We start from the raw sequence: 17,540 nt of genomic DNA, 5'->3' as shown, positions 1-17,540 counted from the left end.
CAGTTTCGGACGATAATCCCAGCAAAAAAAGCCTTTTCAAATAAGCGTTTACAGAAGATTACGCTACGTTACCATGCGGGCCGCAATAAAGCGCGACTAAGCGGGGAAACGCCAATGGAATTGATCGATCTCACAGCGGTTCGCAATGCGGAGCGCTCCAGCGAACCGTATGACTACATTCTCGCATCACATCTCCTGAAGCAGGACCGGATCGACGAACTACGGCGAGACTTTCCCGACATTAACAAGCCCGGCTACCTCACCGTAGACGAGGTTAACCTCCACGGAAGCTTCAAGCGGCTCATCGAAGAGCTCGAAGGTCCGGAGCTGACCGAAGAACTGTCCAAAAAGTTTGGCCAGGACCTACACCGATATCCGCGCCTGACCACCATCATGAAGAAGTCGCAGCCCAAATACGGCGCCATCCACACGGATGGGCCGTCCAAGGTCATGACCATGCTGGTCTACATGAACGAAGAATGGCAGCAGGGCGAGGGTGGCCGCCTGCGCGTTCTCTACGACGAGAAGAACTACGACCGCTACAAGCTCGAAGTGCCGCCCACCACGGGCACCATGTTCGCCTTCCTGCGCGCCGACAATTCCTGGCACGGCCATCTGCCTTTCGCCGGCGAGCGCCGCGTCGTCCAGATCGCCTGGGTGAAGAGCCAGGCGGATGTGGATCGCAAGAAGAAACACAATAAACTGGCCCAGGTCTTCAAGGGTATCTTTGGGCGATAAGAGGTCTGTGCATCATCCTGGTCGGTGTATAAGCGATGGCCGGGGTCCGCCCGGCCATCTGCCGATTGGGGGACTCGTGGCGCCGGAAATCAGAACCACTGTGACGCGCATCGTCTACGAGAACCACTGGATGCGCGTGCGCGAGGACGCGATTATCCGTCAGGATGGCTCGCCGGGCATCTACGGTGTCGTCGAGAAGACAGACTTTGCCATCATCGCTCCCATCGAGAACGGTATGATCCACCTCGTGGAGCAGTACCGCTATCCTGTGCAGGGCCGCTATTGGGAATTGCCGCAGGGCTCCTGGGAGGAGGCGCCGGCCATCGATCCTCTGGAACTCGCCCGTGCAGAATTGCGCGAGGAGACCGGATTGACCGCTGAGACCATGCGGCATGTGGGCCATCTGTTCGAATGCTACGGCTATTCGAACCAGGGTTTTCACATCTACCTCGCGCAAGGCCTCCGGCAGGGCGAGACCTACCGCGAGCAGACCGAGCAGGACATGATAAGCCGCGCCTTTCCGATCGACGAAGTCCTGGCGATGATCACGGAAGGTGTCGTCAAGGACGCCGCGACCGTCGCAACATTAGGATTGCTGCGGCTGAAAGGGCTTATTTGACCGATCAAGCCTGAGCAATCGCCCTGAGCCTCACTCGCCCGCGCTCCAGCACCAGGCCGAGCTGGCCATTCTTCAGCGCCAGGGCCTTTTCCCCGAACAGCTTGCGCCGCCAGCCGTGCAGGGAGGGGACATCGGCGTTGTCGCTCTCGGCGATGGCTTCCAGCTCTTCGACGGTGGCGATGATCTTGGGCGCCACGCCCTCCTGCTCGGCCACGGCCTTGAGCAGAACCTTCAGCAGATCGACGACGGAGCCGGTATTGGCGCGGCCGCGGCTGCGCTCGGGCATGGGGATCGTCGCGGGATCGCGGGCGAGCGCGCGCTCCACCGCCTCCAGGATCTCGCCACCGGTGCGGGAGCGCTCGAAGCCGTTGGGGATTGTGCGCAGGCGCCCGAGGGCTTCCACGCTGCGGGGAGCGGAGGTGGCGATGTCGATCACCGCATCGTCCTTGAGGATGCGTCCGCGAGGCACGTCGCGGGCCTGCGCCTCGCGCTCGCGCCAGGCGGCGACCTCCATCAGCACGGCGATCTCGCGCGGCTTGCGCAGGCGGCCGGCCAAGCGGCGCCAGGCGTTGTCGGGGTCGGCCTGGTAGGTCTCGGGCGAGGTGAGGATCGCCATCTCCTCGGTGAGCCATTCGAGGCGGCCGTTTGTCTCGAGCTGGGCCATAAGCGCCTCATAGACCTTCACCAGATGGGTGACGTCGGAGAGGGCATAGGTGAGCTGCGCGTCCGTGAGGGGACGGCGCGACCAGTCGGTGAAGCGGGAGGACTTGTCGATCTTGGCCTTGGCGAGGTCGTTGGTGAGCTGCTCGTAGGAGACCGAGTCCCCGTAGCCGCAGACCATGGCGGCGACCTGGGTGTCGAACAGGGGAGCCGGCACGATGCCGCCGAGATTCCAGACGATCTCCAGATCCTGGCGGGCGGAATGGAAGACCTTCACCACATTCCTGTCGGCCATCAGCGCCATAAAGGGCTCAAGGTCGATGCCTTCGGCGAGCGGGTCGATCAGATGGGCTTCCGCAGGGTCGGACCCCGCCACCTGAATCAGGCAGAGCTTGGGATAATAGGTCGTCTCACGCAGGAATTCCGTATCGACGGTCACGAACGGATGCTGGCGGAGGCGGTTGCAGGCGGCGGCCAGGGCGTCGGTGGAGGTGATCAGGTCCATGAAGCGTACATAACCCATCAGGATTGGCGCTGCGAGTCCGCCGTCAGGATATCCGCCAACGGCCCTAAGATAAGGTAAAACGTTGCGATTGACTTACGTAGCCGGAGCTTTGTTATTTTGTATCACTGGCCGCTGAGCCAGAGTTTGGTGCCTAACAACACCTCAAGTGTGGGGGAGGTCTTCATGAAGAAGACGCAGACCAGGACCGATAAGAAGGCTGTCAAGGCCGTCGTCGAGCTGAGCGAGAAGGAACTCGCCGGCGTCGCAGGCGGTCGCCGGATTATCATCTATCAATGCCGTTGATGGTTTCCGGCGCGTAAGCGCCGGATTGCCAGGCACGGGGGCGCGGTTTCTAAGGGACCGCGCCCTTTTTCATGTCAGGTCCGGCTAAGGCCCTGCCGGGCGGCCTCGGCGAAGGCGAGGGCATCGCCGTCCATGGGCGGGGAGACCCGGCCTTCGCGCAGGACTACAATCCGGTCCGCGGCGCGGATCGTCTCGGGGCGGTGGGCGATGACGATGCGGGTGATCTTGAGTTCCGCCAGCGCCCGGTTGACCTCGCGCTCCTTGTCGAGATCGAGATTCGAGGTGCCCTCGTCTATGAAGAGCATGCGCGGGCGGCGGTAAAGCGCGCGCGTGAGCAGCACTCGCTGCCGCTGGCCGCCTGAGAGCGTGGTGCCCATGTCGCCGATGAGGGTGTTGTAGTTCATGGGCATGGCCATGATCTCGTCGTCGATCCCGGCCATCTTCGCGCATTCGCGCATCCAGTCGAGATCGAGAAGCATATCGAAGAAGCAGATGTTCTCCGCGATGGAGCCCGATAGAAGCTGGTCGTCCTGCATCACCACGCCGATCTGCGAGCGGAAGGACTGGCGGCCGAAATGATCCAGGGGAATGCCGTCGATCAAAACGATGCCGGCCTCCGGCTTGAAGAGGCCGAGCATGATCTTCAGCAGTGTCGTCTTGCCGCCGCCCGAGGGGCCGGTGATGGCGACGAACTCGCCCGCCTCGACCTTCAGATCCGCGCCGGACAGCACCTCCGGTTCCGTATCGGCATAGCGGAAGCTCACGCCCCTGAGCTCCATTGCGCCGGCGACGGGCCGCGTCACGAGGCTTTCTCCATGCCGGTCCTGCTCGCGCTCGGCGAGCGCGATGTCGGAGAGCCGATCAAGATGGAGATCGAGCATGCGATATTGGATGCCGGTCTCGATCAGGTTGGTGGCCTTGTCGAGGAATTGCTGCTTGTAGGCCATGAAGGCGTAGAGCATGCCGATGGTGAGTTCGTTTCCCATGATGGCGCGCGCGCCGATATAGATCACGAGCACGTTCTCGATACCGTAGATCAGGTCGTTCGCCGTCTTGAAGCCGATGGTGAGGCGGCCCTGGCGGATGGAACGGCTGATCGATTCCGCATTGCGGTTCTGCCACACGGCTTCCCGATCCGATTCACGCCCGAAGATCCTGATGCTCTGGATCGCCCGCGCCGTCTCGATGAAGGTGGTCTGCTCCTTGGCGGCAGCCTCGATCATCTCCTCCTGTCGCTGACGCAAGGAACGATAGAGGGCAAAGCGCAGGAGCGCATAGAGCGCGAGCGCCGCAAAGACGATGCCGGAAAGCTTCGGGCTGTAGATCAGGATCATCACGAGAGTGAGCGTCGCCATCGCCCCGTCGACCAGAGCAGCGACCAAGCCTTCGGAAATGAGCCGCTGGATCGGCTCGGCCGAGCGGAAACGGGAGACGAGATCGCCGATATGGCGCTTCTCGAACCAGCTCAAGGGAAGCCGCACGAGATGATGGAAGAGGTTCGCACCCATCTGGAAATTGAGCGCGCCACTCAAGAACAGCAGCACGTGCGAGCGCAGCCAATCGGCGCCGATATGGATGAGGGTGAACAGCCCGAAGCCGAGAGCGAGCGCGGTGAGCAGGCCCTGGTCGTTCTTCATCACCGCTTCGTCGACGGCTAGCTGCATGTAGAAGGGGGCCGCGAGCACGGCGAGCTGCAGCACGGCGGAAAGAACGAGCGCCTGGGCGAGCGCCCGCTTGATGCCGCGCATCCGGCCCCAGAGGGCGGTGAGGCTCAAGCGCGAGGTTTCCTTCCTGCGCTCGAAGGTGCTCGTCGGCGTCAATTCCAGGGCGATGCCGGTGAAATGGTGCCCGACCTCGTCGAGGGTCAGCGTGCGCAGGCCGACAGCCGGATCGTGGATCGTCACCTTCCGGGCGCTAACCTCTTTCAGCACCACGAAATGGTTCATGTCCCAGTGCAGGATGCAGGGCAGTTTGATCTGATTGAGCTGCTCGGGCTCAAGCCGCAAACCGCGCCCGGTCATGCCGAGGCGCTGGCCCATGACGAGCACATCCTTGAGTGTCACGCCTTTGAGCGAGATCGAGAACAGGCGGCGCAGGGCCGTAAGGTCTACTTCGCGCCCGTGATAGGTCGCGACCATGGCAAGGCAGGCGAGACCGCATTCCGCCGCTTCCGACTGCATGATGGCGGGCAGGCGAGGGGAGCCGAAATAATCGAGATGGGCGAACAGCTTCACATCCGCCCCCTGACGCTGATCAACGGCTCGAACAGCCAGGCGACGAGGGAGCGGCCCTCCAGCACGATATCGGCCTTGAGAGTCATGTCGGGCTGAAGGGCGACGCGCCGGCCGAAGGCCTCGATGTCCTGCCGGTCGAGGCGCACGGTGACGCGATAGGCGGGCTCGGTGAGCGCGACCCGGCCGATGACGTCGCTGGGCGAAAGCACGGCCTGCGAGACGGTCTCCACGTGGCCGCTCTGCGTGCCGAAGCGCTGATAGGGAAAGGCATCGACCATCAGCCGCACCCGCTGTCCCGGCTCGACGAAGCCGATGGCGCGGCTCGGCACGAAGAGTTCCGCGAGCAGGCTCGCACCGTCGGGGAGGAGGGTCATGAGCGGCTTGGCGGAATCGACGATCTGACCGTGTGCGGCCTGCAGTGCCGTGACCCGCCCGCCGATGGGGGCGGTGATGACCTGCGCCCGCTGTCCTTCAGCTTCCGCCCGCTGGCGCTCCCGGTCGGCGAGATTGAGGCGAAGCTGCGCCAGCCGCTCGGCCTGCTGCACCGGCAACTGCTCGCGCTGGAGCTGGGTCTGGCCCAGCTCCTTTTCGGCTTCAGCCAAGTCGCGGTCGATTTCGGCCAATGACTGGTGGCGGGCGAGCAGCGTCTCGTCCTGCTCCTGCAGGGCGGCGCGGGTGGCGTGTCCTTGTTGGGCAAGGCGCGCGATGGTATTGCGCCGCTCCTCGGTCACCTGCACACGCTCGATCATGAGCCGGCGCTGGACGATGAGCGCATCCCGCTCTGCCGTTGCGGCAGCAATCGCTGCGTCGAGACGCCGGATCTCGTTGGCCGTGCGGGCAGGATCCGCTGCAATTTGCCCCTTCAGAACGTCGACCTGTGTTTCTAGGGACGCGAGAACCGCACCGTCCAGGGTGCCGCCGGCCTCGAGTCCCTGGCGCGACGCGACCGTGAATAGCGACTGGCCCGCCGCCACCCGGTCGCCTTCTTTCACCATCAGCGCGGTCACCACGCCGCCGCGCATGGCGGCCACGCGCACCGCTCCGCCCGCAGTGACGAGGGCCCCGCTCGCCGTCTCCTTGCGGGCATATTCGGCCGTGCCGAGGAAAAGGGCGACGACGGCCACGCAGGCGACGACGAAGCCGCCGAGGAGACGCCAGGAGAGGGGAGCAACCGGCAGCGACACGGACGAGTGCTCGCCCGAGGCTGCCGCCATGGCCTGTGGCCGAAACAAGGATTGCTGAGCCACCCCGACCCCTCAACGCAACGAGTTATGTGACTATGTTGCAGAAAGGGCGAGGCTGCACAAGGGAAGTTGACGCTTTGCTGTCGCAGCAGATGTTAGACTTACAGCCGTCAGAGGCTGGCCGGAACGCGCGCAAGGTGCTTCTTCCGCACCTTGGCCTGCCGCTCGGCGCGCTTCATGAGCCAGTCGAGGATATTGTGCTCGACCACCAGCCCGGTTTCCGCATCTTCCAGACGCTGGATCCGGTCGACCCGGAAGCCGCGATAGCCGTCTTCGGACAGGATATCGATCCCGCCGAGCAGCATCTTGCCGGGCCCCACCTTCAGCTCGCGCGCTAGCACCCAGCGCCGGCTCGCATGGCCGGCCTGGTCGATATAGTCGAGTTCCAGCGCCCCCTCCAGCGGATAGACGTGCCAATTGCCCTCGATCCGCTCCTCAATGGGAGCGTTCCGGACTGGCCTCAACAGGGATGTTGCAAGGGTGCTAACCATAGGCAGAATATGGGTATTCACTCTTTGTTCTGCAAGGAATTTGGGACCGCTGAAGGTAGAAAAAGCAGCGAAAAATCTAGGAAAACTGGGTGCGGTGGCTGCCCCCATATCACCTCTGCTTGAATATCCGGAGGCTCTCCTGAGGAGCGAGGCCCGCCGCCATGCCGGGGTCGCCCCTCAGGAAGTCAACCACACTGCATCCTGGAAGAGAGGCTCGCTGAAAACCTAGGGCTATTGAGACAGGCCAGCGACGTCCGTGTCCAATAATCGGATCACCGCTGCAATCAGAAGTATCGTGGTGAGAATCCCACTTGCGATCACAACGAACCGGAAGACGTATTCGGCGAATTCCTCAGTCGGCAGCTTCATAAGGCCCTCTCCTGTAACTCTTCTAGAGAGGGGCGCGCCAGTTGGCGCTAACCTTTGCTAGAGCTATGCCTCAGGCTCCTTCAATGGTTAACAGGCCGGAATCTTTCGCGGCCGATCCATAGCGGAGAAGCTGCTGAGAGGTCAGAGTTGCCCGGCAGAACGATGAGGGAAGTCATCGGTGAATGTGTCCGGGCGCACACGAGAAAGGGGTACTCCCGGCGCGACGATTGTTCGGCTCCCGTTAAAAGGACAGAATTCCCGTCAAATCCATGACGGGCGATGCCATGCAGACTCTTTTTATCATCTCTCTTTACCTTAGTGTGACCCTGACAACCTTCATGCTGTTCGTCAGCTTGGCCAATTTCGCTGGTCCTGTCGTCGGCTTGACGATCCATTGAGTCGCTCTCTGCCGTCCTGATCCGAAAACCGCCGCGCCTTTCACATCGGGGCACCGGTTCCAAGGCCGGGGATGACGACCGAGCTGATGGACAAGTCTGACCATATGTTCATCTTTTGTTCTTGACAATCATCCTGATCTTGGCTATATCATTGCCTTAGATCTGCTCCTATCGAGGGGCGCGCTCGCGAGGCGTCGCAGTGTGGGAGCAGGCACGGTCCCGTGGCTGAGGTGACGCAGCCTCATTCGACGGGAGGCCCAGGATGTGGGTTGGTGGTCGGGATCGGTCGCAGGCCGCCGTCGCGCAGACGGTCACCGCCGGCGGCGGTTGACTGAGCCGGCCTCTCCTGTCCGCCTAAAAGAGCCGTGCGCGAAGAGGCATCCCGGCTCTTCCATCTCCCATCAGACATCGAGCCGGGCTGCCCGTCGCGCCACCCTCGATCACCACTCAGGCTCGCAGCGCAAGCTGCGGGCCCCACGGTGCTGGCTCTTTGACAGACCCATCCCTACCCACAGCCATCATGGCCGGACGTGATCCGGCCATCCACGCCTTGGGAACCACAGCGGTGCCAAGACATGGATCCCCCTGATCCCGGATCAAGTCCGGGGACGGGGATGACGACAGAGGACGTCATCCCGGACGAAGCGCAGCGGAGATCCGGGATCGGGCAAACCAGTCCAGCGCGGTCATCCCGGGGCTGCGCAGCGGAGCCCGGGATCCATAACCACGACGTTCAATCAGTCCGGCACCGTCGGCGGTTCTGGATCCCCGCCTGCGCGGGGATGACTGCGTCGAGGCTCAGAAGCCACATCCTGTCAACGATCCCGGACCTTCGCTCGCGCTTCCTCCGGTATGGCGAGGGATGCAGCCCCGTCTGCTACGGAGATCGCCCCTGCATGGCCTCATTTCGTCCTTCCGCCTTGACTTCCCCCGCCTCCCATGGATGTTGCGCGTAAATCGAACCAGCAGGCTTTTCCATGTCCGCCTCCATGCACCGTTACCGTTCCCACACCTGCGGCGCGCTCCGCGAATCCGATGTCGGCCAGGTCGCCCGGCTTTCCGGCTGGTGCCACCGCATCCGCGACCATGGCGGCGTGCTCTTCATCGACCTGCGCGACCATTACGGCATGACGCAGTGCGTGATCGATCCGGATTCCCCGGCCTTCAAGCAGGCCGAGGCGGCCCGTTCGGAATGGGTGATCCGGGTCGACGGCAAGGTGCGCAAGCGCCCGGCCGGCACCGAGAACCCGGAGCTGCCGACCGGTCTGGTCGAGGTCTACATCACCGATATCGAGGTCTTAGGTCCTGCGGCCGAGCTGCCGATGCCGGTCTTCGGCGACCAGGATTATCCGGAGGAGACCCGTCTCACTTACCGGTACCTGGACCTGCGCCGCGAGAAGCTGCACAACAACATCATGAAGCGCGGCGCGATCATCAACTCGCTGCGCACGCGCATGCAGAACAGCGGCTTCTTCGAGTTCACGACGCCGATCCTGACGGCCTCCTCGCCGGAGGGCGCGCGCGACTTCCTGGTGCCGTCCCGCATTCATCCCGGCAAGTTCTATGCGTTGCCGCAGGCGCCGCAGCAGTTCAAGCAGCTGATCATGATCTCCGGCTTCGACCGGTACTTCCAGATGGCTCCCTGCTTCCGCGACGAGGACCCACGCGCCGACCGTCTGCCGGGCGAGTTCTACCAGCTCGACGTTGAGATGAGCTTCGTCACCCAGGACGACATCTTCCAGACCATGGAGCCGGTGATCCGCGACACCTTCAAGGATTTCGCGGACGGCAAGCCGGTCACCGAGGTGTTCCCGCGCATCCCGTATTTCGAGTCCATGCTGAAATACGGCTCCGACAAGCCGGACCTGCGCAACCCGCTCGTCATCGCCGACGTCTCTGAAGTGTTCACCCGCGAGGACGTGACCTTCAACGCGTTCAAGAACGTGATCAAGTCCGGCGGCGTCGTGCGCGCCATTCCGGCGACGGGTGCCGCCTCGCAGCCGCGCTCCTTCTTCGACAAGCTCAACGACTGGGCCCGCACGGAAGGCTCGCCCGGCCTCGGCTATATCGTCTTCGAGGAGGAGGGCGGTCAGATCATCGGCAAAGGGCCGATTGCCAAGTTCATTCCCGAAGCCGCTCAGGCCGTCATCCGTGAGAAGGTCGGGATCAAGGCGGGTGATGCGGTGTTCTTCTCGGCTGGCGCCGAGGATAAAGCCGCTTCGCTTGCCGGCAAGGCACGCACTCGCATCGGCGACGAACTCGGCCTCATCGACAAGGATCGCTTCGAGTTCTGCTGGATCGTCGACTTCCCGCAATATGAGTGGAACGAGGACGAGAAGAAGATCGATTTCTCGCACAACCCGTTCTCCATGGCGAACTTCGACCACGACGCCTTCATGGCGCTCGACCCGATGGACAAGGACACGATCCTCAAGATCACGGCCTTCCAGTACGACTTGACCTGCAACGGCTATGAGATCGCTTCGGGCTCGATCCGCAATCACCGCCCCGACCGGATGGTGAAGGCCTTCGAGATCGCCGGCTACGGCGAGAAGGAGGTCATGGAGCGGTTCGGCGGTATGTATCGCGCGTTCCAGTACGGCGCACCGCCCCACGGCGGCATGGCGGCCGGCGTCGATCGCATCGTGATGCTGCTCTGCGGCGCGCATAACCTGCGCGAGATCACGCTCTTCCCGATGAACCAGAAGGCGGAAGACCTGCTGCTCGGAGCGCCCTCCGAGGCGACGCCGAAGCAGTTGCGCGAGCTGCACATCCGGACGAACCTGCCGGAGAAATGAGCCGCGCGGACGTCACAGCCATCGTCGTGACCTTCGACAGTGCTCATGCGCTGCCGGAGTGTCTCGGCGCATTGCAGGCGGATGGCGTCCCGGCCCTCGTGGTCGACAACGCCTCGACGGATGGCACGGCCGCCATTGCCGAAGGGCAGGGTGCGAGGGTGATCCGCAACGCCCGCAACGAGGGCTATGGCCGCGCCAACAATATCGGGGCGCGGGCGGCCGACACCGAATTCATCCTCGTCGTCAATCCAGACTGCATCGTCGATAAAGGCGCGGTCGCGGCACTTGTCGACGCGGCGCGGCGCTATCCGGATGCGGCGCTGTTCGCGCCGCAGATCGTCGAGCCGAGCGGGCGCGTGTTCTTCCAGCCGCGCTCGCTGCTCGCGACCTCGCTCACCAATCCGAATGGCAAGCTCGCTCTCCCCGAGGGCGAAGCCTGCGCGCCGTTTTTCTCCGGCGCCTGCTTCCTCATGCGCCGCGATGTTTTCTTGAAACTCGGCGGCTTCGACGAGAACATCTTTCTGTTCTATGAAGACGACGATCTCTGCCGCCGCGTTGCGGATTCCAGATCTGCGTTGATCTACGTGCCGCAGGCGGTGGTGCGCCACGGGCGTGGACAGTCCAGCGGCGAGAAGCGTGGTCGCATCTTTACCTCCCGCTGGCATCAGGCTTGGTCGCGCGCCTACGTGAGCCGCAAATACGGATTGCCGAACCCGGCGCCAGGCATGTTCGCGATCAATGCATTGAAGGCTGTTGGCTCTGGCCTGACGTTTCAGCGCAAGCTGATCGAGCGCTACGGCGGCTCGGCAGCGGGGGCTTGGGCTGCGATGATGGGGCGGAAGGCGTTTTGATACACGCCGCTCAGGTCGCTTCTGCTCAGCGAGGCGCGCAATCTGGTATTGATATTACATAATATTTCAGCGTTAATGCCTTCGCGTCCAGTACGAGAACCCGGACCTAGAAGCGAAGGTGGACCCGCGCGATGGCTTATCTGCCTTCCTTGAGAGGCATATCCGTTGATGATGCTTTGAAGCAGCCTCACAATCATTTCGCCACTCTCCGTCTGGGACTCGCGATCGCCGTTGTGATCTCTCACGCCTTCAGCGTCACCACCGGCATCCTCACTGATGAGCCCCTGACCGTTTCCACGGGCTTCACTCTGGGCGAGCATGTCGTGAACGGCTTTTTTGCCATCTCCGGCTTTCTCGTCACCATGAGCTTCGACCGGCGCGGCTGGCGTGATTATGCCGTCGCCCGGACCTTGCGCATCGCCCCGGGACTGATCGTAGCGGTGCTCGCGGTATCGCTCCTCCTCGGTGCAGCGATGACGACACTGCCTCTTGGCGAGTACCTGCAGAGCCCGGGCCTGCGCCGCTTCATCACGGCCACACTCACGAGCTTCAAGAGCAGCATCGCGCTGCCGGGCGTGTTCGCCGACAATCCGTTTACATTCCCGATGGGGACAGTCTGGACCCTCAAATACGAGGGCATCTGTTACGTAGGCGTCCTCGTGTTCGGCCTCGTCGGGCTGCTGCGCTCCCGCATCGCAGCGCTCGCACTCGTCGCCGGGTTGGCGGTGGGTTTGGCCGGGCTCGATCTGTTGCGGCCCGATGCGTCGAAGAGCATGGAAACGGCTCTACGGCTGCCATTGATCTTCGCCTTCGGCGGTGCGCTCTATATCTGGCGCGATCACGCCCGTCTCTCGGGATTGCTCGTCCTAATGCTGTTTCTTGCCACGTGGCTGAGCAGCGGAACGTTCCTTTACAAGACCATGCTCTTCGTCGGCTCTGCCTATGGCATCCTGTGGCTCGCCCTGTCGCCCCTGGTCACGCGCTTTGCCTATGAACCCACGGCTGATCTGTCCTACGGCACCTATCTCTATGGCTGGCCGATTCAGCAGAGCCTGCATGTACTCTGGCCGAAAGCTGCCGCCAGCGTGCTGCTGATGCCGTCGCTTACGATCACGCTGCTGGTTGCGGCGCTCTCTTGGTACCTGTTCGAGAAGCCGGCGCTTGGTCTGAAGGCCAGGACTCTCGGGCGCCGCGTGCTCAAGACGATTGAGCCCGCAGTACCTTGACAGCGGCAATCAACTCTCGGATCCGGTCGCTCTGCAGGAGCGGGATGAGGGTCGCGATCTTTTCCCGCGGCAGGTCCCACCATTGCGTGCCGAGGAGCGCCGCAATGGTCTCCTCGTCGAAACGGTAGCGGATGACCCTGGCCGGGTTGCCGCCGACGATGGCATAGGGCGGCACGTCCTTGGTCACGATGGCGTGGGCCGCGATGACGGCGCCATGCCCTATGGTCACACCTGACATGATAATGGCGCCGGAGCCGAGCCAGACGTCGTGGCCGATGGTCACATCGCCACGGGAGGTGTGGTAATCCTCGCTCTTGGGCGCCCCGGGCCAGAGTTCCCGGAAGGCAGAGAAGGGATAGGTCGTGCCCCAATCGGTGCGGTGATTGCCGCCGAGCAGGATTTCCACTTTGTCGGCGATGGAGCCGTAGCGGCCGATGGTGAGCTTCTTCCCCGATTCAGGGAAACGCACCTTCGGCTTGCCATAGGTGAATTCGCCGATCTCGTAGCCATAGCGCTCGGCCATGCGGGCAAGGTGCACGCGGGCCTGGTTGTGCGGGTTGCGCCAGTTCTTCAAACGATGTCGCAGCTTCATCGTCCGGCCCTCTGGACCAGAGAAGAACATTGACGGAAGGGGGGCAGCGCGCGCACAAGGGCCTCCGAAGCGGTTTGGTCAGTGCAAGGAGCGTCGGGGATGGGAGACAACATCTCGCAGGATCTGAAATCGGGAGCGATGTTCTACCATCAGCACCCACGCCCCGGAAAGCTCGAGATCCAGCCGACCAAGCCCCTCGGCAACCAGCGCGACCTGGCACTGGCCTATTCGCCGGGCGTCGCGGCCCCCTGCGAGGCGATTGCCGCCGACCCGGCCGAGGCCGCCAATCTCACCTCCCGCCAGAACCTGGTCGCCGTAATCTCTAACGGCACGGCGGTGTTGGGCCTCGGCGATATCGGCCCGCTCGCCTCCAAGCCCGTGATGGAAGGCAAGGCGGTTCTGTTCAAGAAGTTCTCCGGCATCGACGTGTTCGACATCGAGGTGGCCGAGAACAATGTGGACAAGCTGGTCGAGGTAATCGCGGCGCTGGAGCCTACCTTCGGCGGTATCAATCTTGAGGACATCAAGGCGCCGGAATGTTTTGAGGTCGAAGAGCGGTTGAAGGCCCGCATGGGCATCCCGGTCTTCCACGACGACCAGCATGGCACGGCGATCATCGTCGGTGCTGCGGTGATGAACGCCCTGGAGCTTGCCGGCAAGCGTATCGAGGACGTGAAGATCGTCACCTCCGGTGCGGGTGCTGCGGCGCTCGCCTGCCTCAACCTTCTTGTATCGCTCGGCGCCAAGCGCGAGAACATCTGGGTCACGGACATCAAGGGCGTGGTCCATGAGGGCCGTAACGAGCTTATGGATCGCTGGAAGTCGGTCTATGCGCAGGACACCGATGCGCGCACGCTTGCCGACGTCATCCCCAATGCAGACGTGTTCTTAGGCCTCTCGGCCGGTGGCGTCTTGAAGCCTGAGCTGCTCGCCCAGATGGCGCCGCGACCGCTGATCATGGCGCTCGCCAATCCCTACCCGGAGATCATGCCGGAGGAGGCCGAGGCCGCGCGTCCGGACGCGATGATCTGCACCGGCCGCTCGGATTATCCGAACCAGGTCAACAACGTCCTGTGCTTCCCCTACATCTTCCGCGGCGCGCTCGATGTCGGTGCGACCACCATCAACGAGGAGATGAAGGCAGCGGCCGTGAAGGCCATTGCAGGCCTTGCCCGCGAAGCGCCGTCCGAGGTGGTGGCGCGCGCCTATGGCGGCGAGGCTCATCCCTTCGGTCGCAAGTCCCTGATCCCGAGCCCGTTCGATCCGCGCCTCATCCTGCGCATTGCGCCGGCCGTGGCGAAGGCCGCAATGGATTCCGGCGTCGCGACGCGGCCGCTGGAGGATCTGGAGGCTTACGCGGAATCGCTGGGCCGCTTCGTGTTCCGCTCCGGCTTCATCATGAAACCATTGTTCTCGCAGGCGAAGGCCGATCCGAAGCGGGTGATCTATGCCGAGGGTGAGGACGAGCGCGTGCTGCGCGCCGTGCAGGTCATCGTGGAAGAGGGCATCGCCAAGCCGATCCTGATCGGCCGTCCGAACGTGGTCGAAACGCGCATGAAGCGCTTCGGCCTGTCCATGGAGATCGGACGTCATTTCGAGCTGGTCAACCCGGAGGACGATCCGCGCTACCGCGATTACGTCGCCACTTACGTGGAGGCGGCAGGCCGCAAGGGCATCACGCCGGATGCGGCAAAGACACTGGTGCGTACCAATTCCACCGTCATCGGCGCGCTCGCGGTGAGGCGAGGGGATGCGGATGCGCTGATCTGCGGCCTCGAAGGACGCTTCCAGTCACGCGTCAAGCACATCAAGGATATCATCGGACTTGCGCCCGGCGTGCACGAGATGGCGGCCCTGTCGCTCGTCATTACGTCGAAGGGTGCCTACTTCCTCGCCGACACCCATGTGCAGGTCGATCCGACGGCCGAGGAAATCGCCGACATGACGATTGCCTGCGCCAGCCATGTGCGCCGTTTCGGCATGGAGCCCAAGATCGCGCTGCTCTCGCATGCGGATTTCGGTGCGGCCGACACGCGCTCCTCCATCAAGATGCGCGAGGCTCTGGCCTGCATCAATGAGCGTGCGCCGGATCTCGAAGTGGATGGCGAGATGCAGGCTGATGCGGCCCTGTCACAGATGATCCGCGACCGGGTGAACCCTGCTTCGCGTCTGAAGGGCGAGGCCAACGTGCTGATCATGCCGAACCTGGACGCGGCCAATATTGCGTTCCAGTTCACCAAGGTCCTGGCGGATTCGCTTCCCGTCGGGCCGATCCTCATCGGCCCGGCAAAGCCCGCCCATATTCTCACGCCATCGGTGACGGCGCGCGGCATCGTCAACATCACGGCCATCGCGGTCGTGGAGGCGCAGGCCGCGGAAGAGGATCAGCCGACGCTGATTTGAATGGCGGCGACAATACGGCAGCCTTCTCACCCAGTCACCCGTTCCCAAGTCATGGCCGGGCTTGTCCCGGCCATCTCGATGCGAAGGGCGTAGCGCCTCATTCAATCGGGATCACCGGCACAAGGCCGGTGATGACGACGTGAGGGGATGTTTTGCGAAAGGATGAGCGTCACTCAGCCTTCGCGCTGATATTCAGCTTGTCGAGAATGGCCTTGGGATCCTGCAGCAACGCCGCTTCCGCGATGCCGAGACCCGAAGGGTCCTTGGGGGTCGCGCTTACCGTGAGCTTGCCAGGCTTGGCGATGAAACGTGAGATCGCCTGACCCAGGGTCTGAGCCTGTTCGGAACTGCCGATCATCGCCGGCACGACGAACGCCGCTGCCGCGGCATAAGTCCGGCGCAGCGATTCCGGCGTCGTCTTCTGCTCCTTCGCGGCCTTCGCCATGTAGCGCTCGAACAGGCCCTTGTTCTCGACCGTCAGATCAAGCGCCTTTGCCTTGGCACCGAGCAGAGCGACCGTTGCAAGGGCGGTATCGGCGTTGAACGCATCCTTGCCGACATTGCCGATGACGCCCGTGAGGGCAACATTACCCATCTCCTGACCCTGGAAGGAGACTTCGCTGAGCGCGATCTCGTTGGCGGCCTCGTGCCAGGTGGCGGCAGCGAGGAAGGAGACGTCGACGTCCTTGTAGCCGAGGGCGACAAGCTCCTTGATCCCGTCGTCGGTGCTCTTCGAGGGCAGTGCCATCGTCAAGTTCTGCAGCCCAAGCCGAATATTGGTCGGAATGGCGTTCACCGGCTTGTCTGCGGTGAGTTCGAAGCCTTTCAGGGCTGCCTGCACCTTTGTCGTCTTGCCATCCTCCTTCGTCATTCCATCGATGTTCAGACCCGACAGGCGTAAGGTGCCGAGTGTCGGAATGAGGCTGCGTATCGCGGTCGGATCGAGGTCGTCGAGGGATTTGCCCTGAAGCGTCCTCAAGCCATCGAACGTCTGGCGAAACGAGAAACCGGTGAGGCTCAAGCCATCGAATTTGACGCGGTTGTCCTTGTCCGAGAACTCGAAGCCGTCCCAACGCAACTCCGGGGATTGGGTATCCGTACCGCCGGAATAGGCAATGCGGTTGATGCGGGCCAGACCTGTAGCGTCCTTGCCCTTGATGGCCACCTCGATCCCGGATGCTTCCATCAGGCCGATCTGGAACGCATCGACGAGGTCAGCGATGGCGGGAAGAAGGCGCGCCTGATCGTCGGAGGACAGATCCGTGCGCTCGGCCATCTCGGCGAAGAGGACCGTGGTGCCTGTCCAGGAATCCTTGGTCGGACGACCCTGAAAATCCTTGCCGCCGAGGCGTGCGATCTTGAAGGTCGTGCTGGTCTCGTTATCGGCAAACTCCATATTTTCGATGGCAAAAGCCCCGTAAATTTTGGTGAGAGGAGCTGAGGCGCTGTCGGCTTTCGTCTCGTAGAGCCGCGCGAGAGCCGGCAGATCGAACTCGTCCACGTTTGTGCGGCCGGTGCTGATCAGCACGTTGCTTTTGGCGCCGCTCGTTTCCGTTGCGCTCGTGTCTATCGAAACCGACGCGATCCGGCCTTGGGCGACATCGTCGAACGTGGCGTTCCGATAGGTCGTGGTCTGCGTTTGCTTGCCGAATGTCTGCTTCACCCGTGCTTCAGGGATCGTGATCTTTTTCACGGTGATGCGCTTCAGGCGGCCTTCCATCGGCTCCGTCGAAGCCGAGGAAAATAGCGCTTCGATATCGGCCCGCGACGAGGAGACACCAGAAAACTCGATCCGCTTCGCCTCATAGGTGGCGGAGCCGAGGGTGAAGCTCACATTGTCCAGGCTGAAGCTGTCGGCGGATTGCGCGAACGCCGCACTCCAGAGCGGAACCCTGACCGCTCCCACGACGATGCGGTGGCTGCCGTTATCGACGACGAGGTTCCGGACCACGGCAGGTTCGAAGGATAGGGCCGCGGCGCCTGCGATCAGGGCGAATGCGCAGACACCTGCGCGGTAACGAAGTCCCATAGGGATCCCCCAAGCTGGCGAATCTGACGCCAGCCAATTCAGAATGGAAATGCTGGCGGGAGAATAGGACGTTACGTAAC

The 17,540-nt window shown here is 62.9% G+C and carries 13 protein-coding genes; 6 read left to right on the top strand and 7 right to left on the bottom strand.

Annotated features, from left to right (window positions below; translation table 11 throughout):
• Window positions 1-114: 114 nt before the first annotated feature.
• On the top strand, window positions 115-738 hold the full coding sequence (locus tag JO965_RS16405; RefSeq protein WP_203439925.1) for a 2OG-Fe(II) oxygenase: 624 nt from the start codon (window positions 115-117) through the stop codon (window positions 736-738).
• 76 nt (window positions 739-814) lie between these two features.
• A complete protein-coding gene (locus JO965_RS16400) occupies window positions 815-1,357 on the top strand; it encodes an NUDIX domain-containing protein (protein WP_371826796.1) in 543 nt (180 codons plus the stop codon).
• A 4-nt stretch (window positions 1,358-1,361) separates the two neighbouring features.
• Here JO965_RS16400 and rnd read toward each other — a convergent pair whose 3' ends face one another.
• The 5 genes from rnd to JO965_RS16375 form a co-directional block, all read right to left on the bottom strand.
• Entirely contained in the window at window positions 1,362-2,522 is a 1,161-nt protein-coding gene (gene rnd, locus JO965_RS16395) for a ribonuclease D (RefSeq protein WP_203444223.1), read from the bottom strand.
• A gap of 377 nt (window positions 2,523-2,899) precedes the next feature.
• A complete protein-coding gene (locus tag JO965_RS16390) occupies window positions 2,900-5,059 on the bottom strand; it encodes a peptidase domain-containing ABC transporter (protein ID WP_203439924.1) in 2,160 nt (719 codons plus the stop codon).
• Window positions 5,056-6,306 carry an HlyD family secretion protein gene (locus JO965_RS16385; RefSeq protein ID WP_203439923.1) on the bottom strand — a complete coding sequence of 417 codons (1,251 nt, stop codon included), beginning with the start codon at window positions 6,304-6,306 and terminating at the stop codon, window positions 5,056-5,058. The genes JO965_RS16390 and JO965_RS16385 overlap by 4 nt, the downstream gene beginning before the upstream one ends.
• Window positions 6,307-6,413: 107 nt before the next feature.
• Window positions 6,414-6,815, bottom strand: a complete 402-nt coding sequence (locus JO965_RS16380; RefSeq protein WP_246776589.1) for a hypothetical protein — start codon at window positions 6,813-6,815, stop codon at window positions 6,414-6,416.
• Window positions 6,816-7,025: 210 nt separating this feature from the next.
• Window positions 7,026-7,163 (bottom strand): hypothetical protein, encoded by a 138-nt coding sequence (locus JO965_RS16375; RefSeq protein WP_203439922.1) that lies wholly within the window; start codon window positions 7,161-7,163, stop codon window positions 7,026-7,028.
• A gap of 1,387 nt (window positions 7,164-8,550) precedes the next feature.
• Here JO965_RS16375 and aspS point away from each other — a divergent pair.
• The 3 genes from aspS to JO965_RS16360 all read left to right on the top strand — a co-directional run bounded on the left by aspS (window position 8,551) and on the right by JO965_RS16360 (window position 12,436).
• A complete protein-coding gene (gene aspS / locus JO965_RS16370; protein ID WP_203444221.1) occupies window positions 8,551-10,359 on the top strand; it encodes an aspartate--tRNA ligase in 1,809 nt (602 codons plus the stop codon).
• Window positions 10,356-11,210, top strand: a complete 855-nt coding sequence (locus JO965_RS16365) for a glycosyltransferase family 2 protein (protein WP_203439921.1) — start codon at window positions 10,356-10,358, stop codon at window positions 11,208-11,210. The genes aspS and JO965_RS16365 overlap by 4 nt, the downstream gene beginning before the upstream one ends.
• Before the next feature lie 131 nt (window positions 11,211-11,341).
• A complete protein-coding gene (locus JO965_RS16360) occupies window positions 11,342-12,436 on the top strand; it encodes an acyltransferase (protein ID WP_203439920.1) in 1,095 nt (364 codons plus the stop codon).
• Here the strand turns inward: JO965_RS16360 and JO965_RS16355 are convergent.
• Complete coding sequence (locus tag JO965_RS16355; protein ID WP_203439919.1) at window positions 12,408-13,028, bottom strand: CatB-related O-acetyltransferase; 621 nt, start codon at window positions 13,026-13,028, stop codon at window positions 12,408-12,410. The two genes, JO965_RS16360 and JO965_RS16355, sit on opposite strands and share 29 nt — an antisense overlap.
• Before the next feature lie 99 nt (window positions 13,029-13,127).
• Between JO965_RS16355 and JO965_RS16350 the strand changes: the two genes are divergently transcribed.
• Complete coding sequence (locus tag JO965_RS16350) at window positions 13,128-15,431, top strand: NADP-dependent malic enzyme (protein WP_203439918.1); 2,304 nt, start codon at window positions 13,128-13,130, stop codon at window positions 15,429-15,431.
• Between the two features lie 169 nt (window positions 15,432-15,600).
• Here JO965_RS16350 and JO965_RS16345 read toward each other — a convergent pair whose 3' ends face one another.
• Window positions 15,601-17,460 (bottom strand): hypothetical protein, encoded by a 1,860-nt coding sequence (locus tag JO965_RS16345; RefSeq protein WP_203439917.1) that lies wholly within the window; start codon window positions 17,458-17,460, stop codon window positions 15,601-15,603.
• Window positions 17,461-17,540 lie beyond the last annotated feature (80 nt).

The sequence above is a fragment of the Microvirga sp. VF16 genome (assembly GCF_016864375.1).
In the GTDB taxonomy this organism is placed as follows: Bacteria; Pseudomonadota; Alphaproteobacteria; order Rhizobiales; family Beijerinckiaceae; genus Microvirga.
The sequence above is the reverse complement of the archived record's forward strand: the minus strand, read 5'-3'. Positions and strand labels throughout refer to the sequence as shown.

What these genes read in the sequence shown, in the direction of transcription:
- JO965_RS16405 (WP_203439925.1), top strand. Translation starts at nt 115, where the DNA reads ATGGAATTGATCGATCTCACAGCGGTTCGCAATGCGGAGCGCTCCAGC.
- rnd (WP_203444223.1), bottom strand. Translation starts at nt 2,522, where the DNA reads ATGGACCTGATCACCTCCACCGACGCCCTGGCCGCCGCCTGCAACCGC.
- JO965_RS16375 (WP_203439922.1), bottom strand. Translation starts at nt 7,163, where the DNA reads ATGAAGCTGCCGACTGAGGAATTCGCCGAATACGTCTTCCGGTTCGTT.
- aspS (WP_203444221.1), top strand. Translation starts at nt 8,551, where the DNA reads ATGCACCGTTACCGTTCCCACACCTGCGGCGCGCTCCGCGAATCCGAT.
- JO965_RS16365 (WP_203439921.1), top strand. Translation starts at nt 10,356, where the DNA reads ATGAGCCGCGCGGACGTCACAGCCATCGTCGTGACCTTCGACAGTGCT.
- JO965_RS16360 (WP_203439920.1), top strand. Translation starts at nt 11,342, where the DNA reads ATGGCTTATCTGCCTTCCTTGAGAGGCATATCCGTTGATGATGCTTTG.
- JO965_RS16355 (WP_203439919.1), bottom strand. Translation starts at nt 13,028, where the DNA reads ATGAAGCTGCGACATCGTTTGAAGAACTGGCGCAACCCGCACAACCAG.
- JO965_RS16350 (WP_203439918.1), top strand. Translation starts at nt 13,128, where the DNA reads ATGGGAGACAACATCTCGCAGGATCTGAAATCGGGAGCGATGTTCTAC.
- JO965_RS16345 (WP_203439917.1), bottom strand. Translation starts at nt 17,460, where the DNA reads ATGGGACTTCGTTACCGCGCAGGTGTCTGCGCATTCGCCCTGATCGCA.